General features: G+C 43.3%; 8 protein-coding genes and 1 pseudogene. 1 reads left to right on the forward strand and 8 read right to left on the reverse strand.

Going from position 1 to position 14,528, the window contains the following annotated elements; translation table 11 throughout:
- The first annotated feature begins 7 nt into the window (after nucleotides 1-7).
- Nucleotides 8-1,243, forward strand: a complete 1,236-nt coding sequence (locus HMPREF9378_RS06490) for an aminoacyltransferase (protein ID WP_002900649.1) — start codon at nucleotides 8-10, stop codon at nucleotides 1,241-1,243.
- Between the two features lie 32 nt (nucleotides 1,244-1,275).
- On the opposite strand, the gene HMPREF9378_RS06485 is transcribed toward HMPREF9378_RS06490, so the two are convergent.
- The 8 genes and pseudogenes from HMPREF9378_RS06485 to pcrA all read right to left on the reverse strand — a co-directional run bounded on the left by HMPREF9378_RS06485 (nucleotide 1,276) and on the right by pcrA (nucleotide 14,308).
- Nucleotides 1,276-5,457, reverse strand: coding sequence for a GBS Bsp-like repeat-containing protein (locus HMPREF9378_RS06485; protein WP_002900650.1), 4,182 nt, complete (start codon nucleotides 5,455-5,457; stop codon nucleotides 1,276-1,278).
- Between the two features lie 65 nt (nucleotides 5,458-5,522).
- A complete protein-coding gene (tpiA, locus tag HMPREF9378_RS06480) occupies nucleotides 5,523-6,281 on the reverse strand; it encodes a triose-phosphate isomerase (protein WP_002900651.1) in 759 nt (252 codons plus the stop codon).
- A gap of 280 nt (nucleotides 6,282-6,561) precedes the next feature.
- Entirely contained in the window at nucleotides 6,562-7,416 is an 855-nt protein-coding gene (gene rfbD, locus HMPREF9378_RS06475) for a dTDP-4-dehydrorhamnose reductase (protein WP_002900652.1), read from the reverse strand.
- Between the two features lie 261 nt (nucleotides 7,417-7,677).
- A pseudogene (locus tag HMPREF9378_RS0110895) lies at nucleotides 7,678-9,161 on the reverse strand (glucosyltransferase domain-containing protein).
- Entirely contained in the window at nucleotides 9,158-10,084 is a 927-nt protein-coding gene (locus HMPREF9378_RS06470) for a glycosyltransferase family 2 protein (protein ID WP_002900654.1), read from the reverse strand. Before HMPREF9378_RS06470 ends, HMPREF9378_RS0110895 begins: the two are co-directional and overlap by 4 nt.
- A gap of 161 nt (nucleotides 10,085-10,245) precedes the next feature.
- Nucleotides 10,246-11,526: an O-acetylhomoserine aminocarboxypropyltransferase/cysteine synthase family protein gene (locus HMPREF9378_RS06465; RefSeq protein ID WP_002900655.1), complete on the reverse strand. Its 1,281-nt coding sequence runs from the start codon at nucleotides 11,524-11,526 to the stop codon at nucleotides 10,246-10,248.
- 98 nt (nucleotides 11,527-11,624) lie between these two features.
- Entirely contained in the window at nucleotides 11,625-12,023 is a 399-nt protein-coding gene (locus HMPREF9378_RS06460; RefSeq protein ID WP_002900656.1) for an NUDIX hydrolase, read from the reverse strand.
- Nucleotides 12,020-14,308 carry a DNA helicase PcrA gene (gene pcrA / locus HMPREF9378_RS06455; RefSeq protein ID WP_002900657.1) on the reverse strand — a complete coding sequence of 763 codons (2,289 nt, stop codon included), beginning with the start codon at nucleotides 14,306-14,308 and terminating at the stop codon, nucleotides 12,020-12,022. The genes HMPREF9378_RS06460 and pcrA overlap by 4 nt, the downstream gene beginning before the upstream one ends.
- Nucleotides 14,309-14,528: the final 220 nt, after the last annotated feature.

Below are 14,528 nucleotides of genomic sequence, written 5' to 3' on the forward strand. Positions count from 1 at the left end.
GAAGCCTATGACCTTTAAACTTCTCAACCAAGAAGAATTCATCCAGCATACCTCAGCTAGCTCCCAACGCTCTTTTATGCAGACCGTAGAAATGGCAGAGCTGCTGAGCAAGCGGGGCTTCAGTACCCAGTATGTCGGCTACACTGACCCGCAGGGACAGGTCGTGGTGTCAGCTGTCCTCTATAGTATGCCTATGACTGGCGGCCTTCATATGGAAATCAACTGCGGTCCTGTCTCTACTGATGCTCAATACCTGACTCCTTTCTATCAAGCTTTGCAAGCCTATGCTAAAAAAGAAGGTGCCCTAGAGCTCATCATCAAGCCCTATGAGACTTATCAGGCCTTTGACAGCAATGGCCAGCCCACATCTGATGAAAAAGTCGAGCTTATCCAGCAACTGACTGATTTGGGCTTTGACTTTGACGGCTTACAGACAGGCTATCCAGGCGGGGAGCCTGATTGGCATTATGTCAAAGATTTAGCTGGTCTGACGGAGAAAGACCTACTCAAATCCTTCAGTAAAAATGGAAAGGCGACCGTCAAAAAGGCGAATACCTTTGGCATCAAGCTAAAAAGGCTAGAACGTGACCAACTCAGCGTTTTCAAAGACATCACAGCTTCTACTTCTGACCGGCGAGAGTACGATGACAAGCCACTAGACTACTATCAAGATTTTTATGATAGCTTTGGTCAGCAGGCGGACTTTATGACAGCCAGTCTCAATTTTCAGGACTACCTTCAGAACTTACAAAAAGACCAAGAGAAACTGGGCCAGAAAATCCAGAAACTGCAGGTTGACTTGGAAAACAATCCTCAATCTGAAAAGAAGCAAAATCAGCTGCGAGAGCTTTCTAGTCAGTTTGACAGCTTTGAAACCCGCAAAGTAGAGGCCCAAGATCTGATTGACAAGTACGGCGACCAAGACCAAGTCCTGGCTGCCAGCCTCTTTATCTATACCCCCCAGGAAGCAACCTATCTCTTCAGCGGCTCCTATCCTGAGTTTAATAAATTCTACGCCCCAGCCCTGCTGCAGGAATACGTTATGACCGAAAGTATCAAGAGAGGCATTCCATTTTATAATTTCCTCGGCATTATGGGAATTTTCGACGGTTCTGACGGTGTTCTGCGCTTCAAACAGAACTTCAACGGCTTCATCGTCCGAAAAATGGGAACTTTCCGTTATTATCCTAACCCACTCAAGTTTAAGCTGCTTCGGCTCATAAAAAAAATTCTAAGACGTTAAAAAACCAAGGAAAACCTTGGTTTTTTGTATGTTTATCTATAACGAGGTGTCGCAAAACCACGGATATTTCCATGACCGATGCGGTAAGTATTGCGTTTAACTACGTTATTGCTGTTGCCTTCAATCGTGTGAATGATGCCATTTTCAACTTTTTCGACAATACCGATATGATCAGCCCAGCCATCGTTTTGCTGGGTATCTTTGTCCCAGTTAAAGGTGATGATATCGCCTGCGCTAGGAGTCGAATTACCATCTTCATTCCAGATACCTAGTCTTTGGAAAATATGAATATGGCGCTCTACACCGCACTCACGGCCGATAAGATCGCTCAAGCCTTCTCTTTGGAAAATAACCGTCGTGAAAATGTCGCACCAGTCATCTGTGTTTTTTACAGCGTAGCCAACTGGCAGCGGTCTGACACTGTTATAATCGTTGACCAAGCGCTGATGCTCAGCACTACCTCCCCTGACACCTACCATAGCAGCTGCCGCCGCAAGAACACGGTCTCGCTGACTAGCTGCCTGAGGACGGTTTACAGAGATAGAGGTCTTTTCTCCACCAGCTCCCTGCAGCTGATTTTGATTATTTAAGTAATACAAGTGAACATTGTACTCGCCTGCATTATTCTTATGGTCACGCGCATATACATGCTTACGATAAGTACCATCAGCCTGACGATCCGCTGTGTACCACTGGACATCATCTTGGCCATTCGCTTCTGACCAAGTCGGCAGGTAAACTGTCTTGAGACCTTCTGGTGCCACAATACCTGATACTACAATATCAAACTCTCCAGTATCATTATTCTTATTTTGAATACTGATTTTACCTTGCGGCTTACTGATAGAAACGTTGGTCTTGATGCCACCTGCTCCTACCAACCTGCCATCATTTTGCACATAGTAGAGATGGACATTATACTCGCCCTGAACGTTGTTATGGTCGCTCGCACGAACTCGCTTACGATAGGTACCATCCGGCTGACGCTCTGCGTTGTACCACTTGATATCATCTTGACCGTTGGCCTCTGACCAGGTTGGCAAGGAAACATTCTTAAGACCGCCTGGAGATACGATACCTGAAACTACAATATCAAAATCGCCGGTTTCGCTGTTGCGATTCTGGATGCTGATTTTGCCCTGTGGTTTAACTGCTGACACATTGGTTGTAGTACCACCAACACCGACTAACTGCCCGTCGTTACGGACATAGTAGAGATGGATATGATACTTACCAACTGAGTCTTTATGTTTACTAGATTCAACAGTAACTTTATAGGTACCATTAGCCTGCTGAGTAGCTGTATACCAGATAATATCGTCTTGACCGTTAGCTTCAGACCAAACCGGAACACTGACAACAGACACTTCATAAGGGGCAGAAACGTTCGAAATCACAACATCAAAACTGCCGTTGACATTATTCTTATTTTGAATACTGATGTTGCCCTTTGGCTTACCTAGAGAAACATTAGTCTTTATGCCACCAGCACCAACCAGCTTGCCATCATTTTGCACATAGTAGAGATGAATATTGTACTCGCCCTCAACATTTTTGTGATCACTCACACGGACTCGCTTACGATAGGTACCATCCGGCTGACGTTCTGCGTTGTACCACTTGATATCATCTTGGCCGTTGGCTTCAGACCAGGTTGGCAAGGAAACTCCTTTCAGACCGCCTGGCGATACGATATCTGAAACCACAATATCAAAATCGCCAGTTTCGCTGTTGCGATTCTGGATGCTGATTTTGCCCTGCGGCTTGCTGATAGAAACGTTGGTCTTGATACCGCCTGCTCCTACTAACTTGCCGTCATTTTGCACATAGTAGAGATGCACATTATATTCGCCTTGGACATTGTTATGATCGCTCAGGCGAACTCGTTTCCGATAAGTACCGTCAGCCTGACGTTCTGCATTGTACCACTTGATATCATCCTGACCGTTGGCCTCTGACCAAGTTGGTAGGGAAACAGTCTTGAGACCGCCTGGCGATACGATATCTGAAACCACTATATCAAAATCGCCAGTTTCGCTGTTGCGATTCTGAATACTGATTTTGCCTTGAACTTTTGGTTTTTCTATAGAAATAGTCGTTTTAGTGCCATTTACACCTACCAAGCTGCCATCATTTTGCACATAGTAGAGATGCACATTGTACTCACCCTCAACATTTTTGTGATCGCTCAGACGGACACGCTTACGATAGGTGCCATCAGCTTGAAGCTCAGCGTTGTACCACTTGATATCATCTTGGCCGTTGGCCTCAGACCAAGTTGGCAGGGAAACTTCCTTCAGACCGCCCGGAGATGAAATACCTGAAACTACAATATCAAAATCGCCAGTTTCTTTATTTCGATTTTGAATACTGATGGTGCCCTTAGGTTTTCCAAGAGAAACGGTCGTTTTAGTGCCGCTTACACCAACTAAGCGGCCGTCATTTTGGACATAGTAGAGATGGACATTGTACTCGCCCTGTACATTATTATGGTCGCTTATGCGGACTCGCTTACGATAGGTGCCGTCGGCCTGACGTTCTGCGTTGTACCACTTGATATCATCTTGGCCGTTGGCCTCTGACCAAGTTGGCAGAGAGACAGTCTTAAGACCACCTGGGGATGAGATACCTGAAACCACAATATCGAAATCACCAGTTTCGCTGTTACGATTCTGAATGCTGATTTTGCCCTGCGGCTTGATGAGAGATACATTAGTTGTAGTACCGCCGACACCGACTAATTGACCGTCGTTGCGGACATAGTAGAGATGGACATTGTACTTTCCAACTGAATCCTTATGTCTGCTAGAATCAACAGAAACTTTATAAGTACCATTGGCCTGCTGAGTGGCTGTGTACCAGATAATATCGTCTTGACCATTAGCTTCAGACCACACCGGAACACTAACAACAGACACTCCATAAGGAGCAGAAACGTTTGAAATTACAACATCAAAGCTGCCGTTGACATTATTCTTATTCTGAATACTGATGTTACCCTTCAAAGGCTGCTTAGCAAGAGCAGACTGCTGGGTAAATCTTCCGGAATAGTCAACGCTATGGTCAAATACATGTTTGCCAGCTAACAGCTGAGCCTGAGCTGTAAACTGCCATGCTCCAGCGCCACTGTTGTATTTGAGAGATTTAGCTCCATCAAGATTTAAATTAGAAGACGGATACTGGGCTACCCAGAAGTTGCTATAGCCAAATTGCGATGTATTAACCGGTCCCTTGCTGCGAAGATTATTTTGATCCAGCCAGCTGGCGCTAGTATAATACATCAGGTTAGAATAACCCAGTCTGCGCATCTCATCCGCCCAAGCCTGGGTATGCTGGTTGATCCCATTTTGCATTTTAGGATCTTCCATGTCATTGACCATGACTGTGTTTTTAGGCAGGCCTAGTCTATTAGCAAAGGCAACGTAATAACGAGCTTCTGCTCTCGCTTCTTCATCACTGGTATAGTGCGAGAAGGCATAGGTCGATACTTGTAAACCAGCTCCCTGGGCATTTCTCACCTGAGACTCGGCAAATGGATTAGTGTAATGGGTGCCTTCAGTCAGTTTGACAACGACACCGCCAACCCCTTGCTGGGCTAATTTACGATAGTCGTCTATGCTGATATGGCCATTGTGGCTGCTGACATCTACAAAGGAAGTGCCTTTTATCTCCGCTTGGGAATTCCCGCGGGCTGCCTGAGCCTTTGAACCAGCATTGTAAAATACAGTTTTTCCAGCATTATTAGCTTTTGGTGCTGATGCTACTGCAGGACTGGCCTTGGGCTCTGAGGCAGTAGCAGAATCTGTAACAGAAGAGCTTGCTTTTGCTGACTGATCAGCTACAGTTTCATTCTGATTAGAAGCATTTGCTTCTGACTGACTTTGCCCTTCTAGCCTATCAGGTGCTACCTGAGTTTCTACAGTGGCTGATTGAGCTGCTCCTCCAGACTCAACAGCTGTTCCTACAGCGTTCGTTACTTGCTCCTCTTGCTTAACAGCTTGAACTGACTGTTCTACAGTTGACACTGCTACAGTCGACTGATTAGACGTTTGTGATGCGGCCGCATTCACTGTCTGATTCTGGGAACTAACAGACCTTTCTGTTTTTAAAACTCCTGACTCAGCGACAGTATGTTCCTCGGCTTTTGCAACATTGGCAGTCGCTGCCAACAAAATAGCCGTACTCGCTAAATAAACTAATTCTTTCGATTTCAACTTTTCTCTCCAACTTTTAAAAAACTTGTCACCTTTGGGAGGACAAGTCTTTTTTCAACATTTTTTTATTTTACAAAATCAAGCAATGCCAAGAAGCTTTCAGCTTCAAGTGATGCACCACCAACAAGAGCACCGTCAACATCTGGACAAGCCATGTAAGACGCAACATTTTCAGGTTTTACAGAACCGCCGTACTGAACGCGAACCTTGTCCGCTACTTCTTGACCAAAGTCAGCTGCTACAACGTCACGAACTGCTTTACACATCTTTTGAGCGTCGTCTTGAGTTGCTGACTTACCAGTACCGATAGCCCAGATTGGCTCATAAGCGATAACCAATGATGCAACTTGCTCAGCTGTCAAGTCTTTCAAAGCAGCTGATACTTGAGCACCAACGAAATCTACAGCTTTACCAGCTTCGTAAGTTTCAAGCGACTCACCACAGCAGATGATTGGCACCAGACCATTGCGGAAGATAGCGTGCGCTTTTTTGTTGATGTCTTGGTCTGTTTCATGGAAATAATCGCGGCGTTCTGAGTGACCGATAACAATGTAGTCAACTCCAACTTCTGCAAGAACTTTAGGGCTGTTTTCACCAGTGAAAGCACCTGCATCTTCAAAGTAAGCATTTTGCGCTGCAACCTTAAGATTGCTTCCTTTAGCTGCTGCCAAAACAGTTGTCAAATCAAGTGCTGGAGCAGCGATACCAGCTTCTACTAAATCTGAAGAAGGTAGCTTAGCAGCAACCGCTTCTACAAAAGCCTTTGCTTCTTCAGGATTTTTGTTCATTTTCCAGTTACCAGCAATAAATGGTTTACGTGACATATTCACACACCTCTTCTATTTTATTTATAGTAACATTGTAACATAGTTGAATGAAATAATAAAGGTTATCCACAGAATTTCATCAAATTGAAACATCTTTATTTTAAGGGGATAAGATCTGTGGAAAATTCTTCTCATTATCATTTCCCACCCGCATCTTCAAGCCAGCTCTTTCTCCACCAGAGCACGCACCTCAAAATCACTTCTTGAGTCTGCTAGAAGAAAAAACAGAACCTAGTCTGAGACTAAGTTCTGTCGCTGTTATAAACTTCAAAGAAAATCACTGTTTCTTCTCTTGCTTGTAAAACTCTTTTAAGGCATCTTGCCAAGTCGGAATGACAAAGCCTGTAGCCTTAGCCTTGGTCAGGCTCATAGTTGAGTTGAAAGGTCGCTTAGCCTTGGCCGGGAATTTGCTGGAATCAACCGGCTGGACTTCCACATCTGTATCTTTGAGAATTTCCACTGCAAAGTCATACCAAGTGGTGTCCTCAGCCGCATCATTAGACAGATGGTAATAGCCAAATTCCTTTTGATTTTCAGCCAGATGAGTCATAAACTCAGTCAGCGTACGAGTCCAAGTCGGACGGCCATGCTGGTCATTGACTACAGTCAGAGTTTTGTACGTCTTAGCAAGATTTTGCATGGTAAAGACAAAGTTTTTACCGTAGTTACCAAAGACCCAGGCAGTACGGATAATATAGAAACGGCTGGAATATTTCTCAACCAGCTCCTCACCCATGCGCTTGGTACGGCCATACTCTGTCTGTGGATCAGGCCGGTCATCTACTTCCCACTCCTCACCGACTGGCTTTTGGCCGTCAAAGACATAGTCTGTTGAGATATAGACCAAGGTCGCTCCGTGAGCTTCTGCAGCTTTTGCCACATTTTCGGTCCCAGTCACATTGATGGCATAGTCCAGCTCTTTTCCTTCGTCCTCAGCAGCATCAACTGCTGTATAGGCAGCGCAGTGATAAACCAAGCTTGGTTTGACCTCCGCAAAGACATTGTCCACCACTTGGGTATTGGTAATATCCATTTCTGCCACATCAACAGCCACATACTCTTCATTACGCTCATCCAAAAGATAGCGAAGCTCTGTACCCAGCTGTCCATTCGCACCTGTAATTAAAATCATTTGTCTTTCCTTTCACATCATAAACATTCAATGAGTTTATTATAACAAAAAAAGCAGAAAAAATCTGCTTGATTGAATCATACCTCTAGTCATTTTTAGAAAATAAAATCTCATACTTTTTACACTCCATATATAAATGATGCAACATTATGCAAGTAATAATCAGAAAACTTAGCATCATTTCAAATTGACAGTATAAACTTTAACAATGCATAATCATATTAAAATGAATCTTTTCTTTATTTCTCTCTTAGAAAGAATCTACTTCATGATAACAAATAATTCATTATTTTCAAGATAAATATTATATAACTTTGTTTCTTCAAGTAATGTATAATTTTCACTACTAAAATCTATATTAGCAATATCGATTAATTTGAAATCGACGTTTAAGTTCGTTATGCTATTAAATCTCAATGTCATATCCCAAGAAACATTTGTATTTGGCATAATCAAACTTTTTAACATTGGATAAACAGAAGCTGTATTGTTAAACACTGGCGAATCAGAAAGAAAGCGATTCACATTAATAACTGTTTTTTCGGGTGTAATGTACTTGTTTAGAGAGGAAGCTAGCAATATGCTCTGCGCTTTGAACATTTCATTTTGTTGTTTTAAACTGCTCACATAAGTAAAAGAGAAAGATAAGAAATAAAAAACTAATAATCCCGAGACGAAGGACTTCCCTCTACGTAGAATTTTACTCTTTTCAACGCACTCTAAGCTAACAATTAAGATAATCGCTAAAAAAATTCCGAAACCATATTCATATCTTGGTCTCATAAGATAATAAGGATTAGACAAAATCAAATAGGTTCCATAGCTAAATACACTTCCTAAACTTAGCCAAATCAGCATGTAAACAAAGTTTAAAAGGAATTTAGTACTGGATAAGCGAATCACACTGATAGTTAAGAGAAATATAGCAATTATCGTTAATAAAACCCAGATAGTTGAACTTTGAAAAAATATATTGTTCAAATATCCTGTAGCATTCACCCCAATTATTTTAATCATCTCTAATCCCTTTGGAATATCAGCTTGATCAGCAAAAATCGGTGGCTTTATAAAAATTTGTATACGATATAAAAGCAAACCAATTACATATGACAACATTGAGATGAAAATTTTAGGAATTTTTTCTTTAAAATAACTTCCTTGCAATAATTCTAAAAATACTAGCGTCATGGTTACAATAATGTACACTCCTGAAGAAGCTTGGTATGAATTGCACATTAAGAATATACCAAGAACTGACATAACTCCAAATATTTTTTATTATCCCAAAAAATAAATGGAATGATAGAAACTAATATACTTAAAGTCATAAAAGGATTGTCAAATCTAAAACTTAATGGCTCTAAAAACCACGGATTAATCCCTATAATAGTTGAAACAGATGCTGTTATGAAAGAAATCTTTTTATTGGAATATAAGACAAACAATAAAATTAAGCTCGCTAAAGTTAAAAAACAAGCTGACAGAATATTTGAAGTCAAGCCTAGTTCTGTCAGATGATCCCCACCTTGTATTAATCGAGCGGAATACTCACTTAAATATCTTGAATAATGTTCAGAGAATTTTGAATAGCCTTGTAATTGTCTTCCAATATCATCAATATAGGGATACTCAGCTAAACCGATATTAATATTGACTACTGAATAAATAATAAAAATAACTAGGGCAGACGATTTATTTAAAAGAAGATAGTTTTTAAAATCAGAAAAACGTTTATGGAAAATCATTTACTCTTCTCCTTAATCACATAAATCGGCCGATGCTTGGTTTCCATAAAGATTTTGCCAATGTATTTGCCTAGGATACCGATGGTCAGCAGCTGGAAGCCACCGATGAGTAAAATGACGGTCATAAGGGATGGCCAGCCAGATGTCGGATCACCAAAAACCAAGGTACGAATAATAATCACTGCCATCAGGATAAAGGCTAAAATCCAAGACAGGATACCTCCTAAAAAGGCGATGTTGAGCGGCGCATCAGAGAAATTGACGATGCCTTCCAAAGAGTAGTTGAAAAGAGACCAGAAATTCCAAGAGGTCTTACCAGCTACTCGTTCAACATTTTTGTATTCTAAATACTCGGTATTGAAGCCAACCCAGGCAAAAATTCCCTTGGAGAAGCGATTGTACTCTGAAACTTCCAGAATTGCTTCTACCATCTGGCGGCGCATCAGTCGAAAGTCACGCGCACCATCTACCATCTCTACCTGACTAATCTTGTTAATCAGCTTATAGAACAAATTGGCAAAAAAGCTTCGGATAGGCGGCTCTCCCTCGCGAGTAGTGCGACGGGTACCCACACAGTCCAACTCAGGATTCGAGTCCAGCAAAGCCTTCATCTCAATCAGGATCTCTGGCGGATCCTGCAAGTCCACATCCATGACCGTCACAAAATCCCCACTCGCCTCTTGCAAACCAGCATAGAGGGCTGCTTCTTTTCCGAAATTACGAGAAAAGGACAGATAGTGCACGTCTGGACAGCGACTGCTGAGCTCACGCAAAACAGGCAAAGTCTGATCCGTCGATCCGTCATTGACAAAAATATATTCAAACTGGTCACGGATTTGATATTTGACCGCTTCCATAGCTTCATGAAACAAAGGAATAGATTCTTCTTCATTGAAACACGGAACAATCACCGAAATTGTCATTTTAATCTCCTACTATTTTATATATTTCATCCTATTATAACAAAAAACTAGGCGAAATGCACTGCACCCTAAAAGTTAGACACAAAAAATCTAGCTTTTGGGGTGTAGCTTATTTCCAACCTAGTTTTATTCTTATTTGCTCTGTCTAGAGGCATTGAAAATTAGATAGATTCCAAGGCTAGCTTGAGATCCTCTATCAAGTCATCTACATTTTCCAAGCCGATAGAGAGACGGATTTGATTTGGTGTAATGCCTGCTGCCAGCTGAGCCTCTGGCGACATCTGTCCGTGAGTCGTTGTAGCTGGATGGACGACCAGAGACTTGGCGTCTGCTACATTGGCCAAGTCAGAGAAAATCTCTAGGCCATCAATAACCTTACGAGCTTCTTTTTCTCCGCCATTGACATTAAAGGTGAAGATAGAGCCCACTCCTTTAGGGAAATATTTTTCTGCCAAAGCATGGTAAGGACTCTCAGCAAGCTTGGGATAATTGACCTGCTCAACCTTAGGATGCCCTGCTAAGAATTCCACAATCTTCTCGGCATTGGACACATGGCGCTCTACACGCAAAGAGAGTGTTTCCAACCCCTGCAGGAAGAGAAAAGCATTGAAGGGAGACATGGCTGCACCCGTATCGCGCAAGAGCTGAGTCCGGACAGCAGTAACAAAGGCTGCCGCTCCGACATCGCGCGTATAACTGATATCGTGATAGCTCGGGTCCGGATCAACAAACTGCGGAAACTTGCCAGAAGCTTCCCAGTCAAAACTACCGCTGTCTACAATCACACCACCGATGCTGGTTCCGTGACCACCGATAAACTTGGTCGCAGAATGCACCGCGATGTCCACTCCATGAGAAAAGACATTGATAAGATAAGGAGTGGCAAAGGTATTGTCGGAAATCAGCGGAATTTTATGAGCATGAACCAGCTCTGCCAAAGCATCAAAGTCAGGAATATTAATCAAAGGATTGCCCAAGCTTTCAATCAGAACCAGCTTGGTATTGTCCTGAATAGCTGCTTCTACTTCAGCCAAGTTTTCGATATCCACAAAAGTCGTGGTAATGCCATAGCGAGGCAGGGTTTCCTTGAGCAGATTAAAGGTACCGCCGTAGATGGTGGAAGCTGCTACTACATGATCGCCAGCATGCGCCAAAGCTAAAATGGTATAGGTAAGGGCCGCCATACCAGAAGCTGTCGCTAGAGCTCCGACTCCACCCTCCAAAGCCGCAATCCGTTCCTCAAAAGCAGACAGGGTCGGATTGGTAATCCGAGTGTAGATATTGCCCGGCTTACGTAGGGCAAAAAGATCTTCTCCCTCCTGAGTATCGTCAAACACATAGGAAGTTGTCTGGTAAATAGGCAGAGCTCGCGACTTGGTTGTCGGATCAACTGTCTGTCCGGCATGAAGCTGCAGAGTTTCAAATTTAAATTCACGTGTCATAAGGTCACCTCACTATAGTTATGTGATAAGTCTACCACTAAACGCCCCGCTTGACTAATAGAATTTCCTTATCAAAAGAAATAAAGAGAAGCTATATCTTATAGCTTCTCAGATATAATCTCAAAAGTCGCCTGATTGCTGGGCCAGTACAACTGCGACGAAACTTTGTCTAAAGCTACCCACTGAGCTCCCACATGCTCATCAGAAATCCGGATTTCTTTCTGCTCTGTCAGAACTAGAAAGAGATTTTTGTGGATGGTCAGATTTTCATCAATCTTTACCGTAAAATCTCCAAGACTAGTCAGATTTGAACAAGCTAAGAGCAAGCCAGTCTCTTCTTTTATTTCACGAAGGCAGGCCTCTTCTGGACTCTCGCCGCTCTCAATCCCACCAGTAATAGGCTGCCAAAAGGAAACTTTCTCAGCTTCCACTTTCAAGAGCAAGATTTCTCGATCCTCTGGATGATAGATCCAGGCTTCAATCGACTGCCTCATCATGATTTTTTCTCAATCGGTGCTATGCTGGCCAGCACTTTCTTCAGACCGACTTCTGGGAAATTAATCTTGAGCTCTTGGCTATTGCCGTTGCCAGAGACTGCTAGAACTGTCCCATCGCCCCATTTCTTATGGTGGGCAATATCTCCAATAGCCCAAGCAACTTCTGGCTTAGATGGCTGGCTCTGACCGCTCTTTCCAAAAGGCAGACTGCCTGTAGAAATGGAACTTAGTGCTGCCTGACGCTTCCGTTCTTGCAGGGCCTGGGCCAGACTCATGCCTTGACCGAATTGACTGGTATCACTATTGGTATAACTAACCTTAAAGGAGCTATTTGACGGTCGAGCCAGTCCCTGATAGTCTAGCAAGTCTGAGCTGATTTCTCTCAAAAAGCGTGTAGGATGATTATAGTTGGTTTTACCATAAAGCATACGGGAATTGGCATTGGTCAGATAGAGAATCTTCTCTGCTCGGGTGATACCGACATAGGCCAGACGCCGCTCCTCTTCCAACTCATCTTCATCTTCAGATGCCCGGCTAAGAGGAAAGACATTTTCCTCCATTCCAACCAGAAAGACGACCGGAAATTCCAATCCCTTGGCTGCGTGGAGGGTCATCAAAGTCACTTCAGAACTCTCCGTATCTCCGTCATCTGTGTCTGCAATCAAGGCTAAGTCATTGAGAAAACGGCTGAGCTTATCAAGACCAGACTCATCAGTAGGATTGTCTGGACTTTCGTCAAAATTCTTGGTTACAGACAGGAATTCTTCGATATTTTCAATCCGTGCTTTGCTTTCCAAGGTTGCCTGCGCAGCCAAAGCTGCAGCATAGCCTGTCTTTTCTAAAACGGCTTCTACCAGATCCGTCACTGTATAATCATCCAAGCACTCCCGCAAATCCAGAAGCATATTGGCAAAATCATAAACCGCCTGAGCCGCCTTGCCCTTGACTGGCGACAGCAGGATATTGGCCGACGCATCTAGCAAGGAGATTTCCTGACTGGCTGCAAAATCCCGAATTTTCTCCACCGTTCCTGGTCCAACACCACGCTTTGGCTCATTGACCACGCGCTCATAGCTGATATTATCGCTAGGATTGGCGATGAGATTGAGATAAGAAATAACATCGCGGATTTCCTTACGGCTGTAGAACTTGGTACCACCGACCATGGTATAGGGAATATTGGATTTGAGCAGGGCTTCCTCCACCGTCCGTGACTGGGCATTGGTCCGGTAAAGAACTGCAAAATCCTTATGACTGTATCCTTCTCGGCTCAGCTGATCAATAGTTCTGGCGACAAAAAGAGCCTCATCCTGCTCGTCATTAGCCCGATAGTAGACAATTTCCTCACCGTCTTCGTTTTGAGTCCAGAGATTTTTAGGACGGCGGTTGCGGTTGTTTCGGATGACTTCATTAGCTGCCTGAAGAATGGTCTTGGTGGAACGATAGTTTTCCTCTAGCAGAACTACCTTAGCTTCTGGATAATCCTTTTCAAAGTCCAGGATATTCTGCATATCGGCTCCCCGCCAGCCATAGATAGACTGGTCAGCATCTCCGACTACGCAAATATTCTTAAAGCGGGAAGCCAAGAGCTTGACCAGCTGATACTGAGCATGGTTGGTATCCTGATACTCATCCACATGGATATACTGGTAACGTTGCTGGTAGTAGGTCAGAACATCAGGATTTTGATCAAAAAGCCGCAGGGTCAGCATAATCAAATCGTCAAAGTCCATAGCCTCAGACTGGCGCAATTCCTTTTGATAGGCTGTGTAGCACTTGGCCACAATTTCTGTATACATATCATCAGCTAGATTTGCATAGGCCACCTCATCAATCAGGTCGTTCTTAGCATTGGAAATAGTCCCAAGAATGGCGCGCTCATTCCACTTTTTAGGATCCAGATTGAGATTTTTGAGAATCCGTTTCATCAGAGTCCGCTGCTCACCTGGATCAACGATAGTAAAGTTGCGGTTGTAGCCAATATGATCTGCTTCTCGCCGCAGAATGCGTACACACATGGAGTGGAAGGTAGCGATTAAGCAATCTTGAGCTTCCGTTTTAAGTTTTTCAGCCCGTTCTCTCATCTCCCGCGCCGCCTTATTGGTAAAGGTAATGGCAAGGATATTCCAAGGATTGACCATTTTTTCATCAATCAAATAGGCAATGCGGTGGGTCAGGACACGGGTCTTACCCGATCCAGCTCCCGCCATAATCAGCAAAGGCCCTTCTGTTGTTTGAACCGCCTCAGCCTGACGGTCATTCATACCGTTTAATAAAGGATGCATTTTTCTTCCTCTTTCAAAGTCAATGCTACTATTATAACAAAAATCCTGATGAAGCTAAACCAGAAAGAAGAGGAATTCCTGATTTTAGATTAGATTTTCGACAAAGTCATCTAAGGCACCCTAAGCCCGACGCAAATTGAAAATCAGGCCTATTTTTGCTATAATATGCCCATATGAGACTTAGAGCAACTGTTCAGAGATGACTTTTTCGCAAGTCTCT

It is taken from the genome of Streptococcus sanguinis SK1 = NCTC 7863, assembly GCF_000194945.1.
Classification (GTDB): Bacteria; Bacillota; Bacilli; order Lactobacillales; family Streptococcaceae; genus Streptococcus; species Streptococcus sanguinis.

Coding starts and splice junctions, on each gene's coding strand:
- HMPREF9378_RS06470 (WP_002900654.1), bottom strand. CDS start 10,084: ATGACAATTTCGGTGATTGTTCCGTGTTTCAATGAAGAAGAATCTATT.
- tpiA (WP_002900651.1), bottom strand. CDS start 6,281: ATGTCACGTAAACCATTTATTGCTGGTAACTGGAAAATGAACAAAAAT.
- rfbD (WP_002900652.1), bottom strand. CDS start 7,416: ATGATTTTAATTACAGGTGCGAATGGACAGCTGGGTACAGAGCTTCGC.
- pcrA (WP_002900657.1), bottom strand. CDS start 14,308: ATGCATCCTTTATTAAACGGTATGAATGACCGTCAGGCTGAGGCGGTT.
- HMPREF9378_RS06460 (WP_002900656.1), bottom strand. CDS start 12,023: ATGATGAGGCAGTCGATTGAAGCCTGGATCTATCATCCAGAGGATCGA.
- HMPREF9378_RS06465 (WP_002900655.1), bottom strand. CDS start 11,526: ATGACACGTGAATTTAAATTTGAAACTCTGCAGCTTCATGCCGGACAG.
- HMPREF9378_RS06490 (WP_002900649.1), top strand. CDS start 8: ATGACCTTTAAACTTCTCAACCAAGAAGAATTCATCCAGCATACCTCA.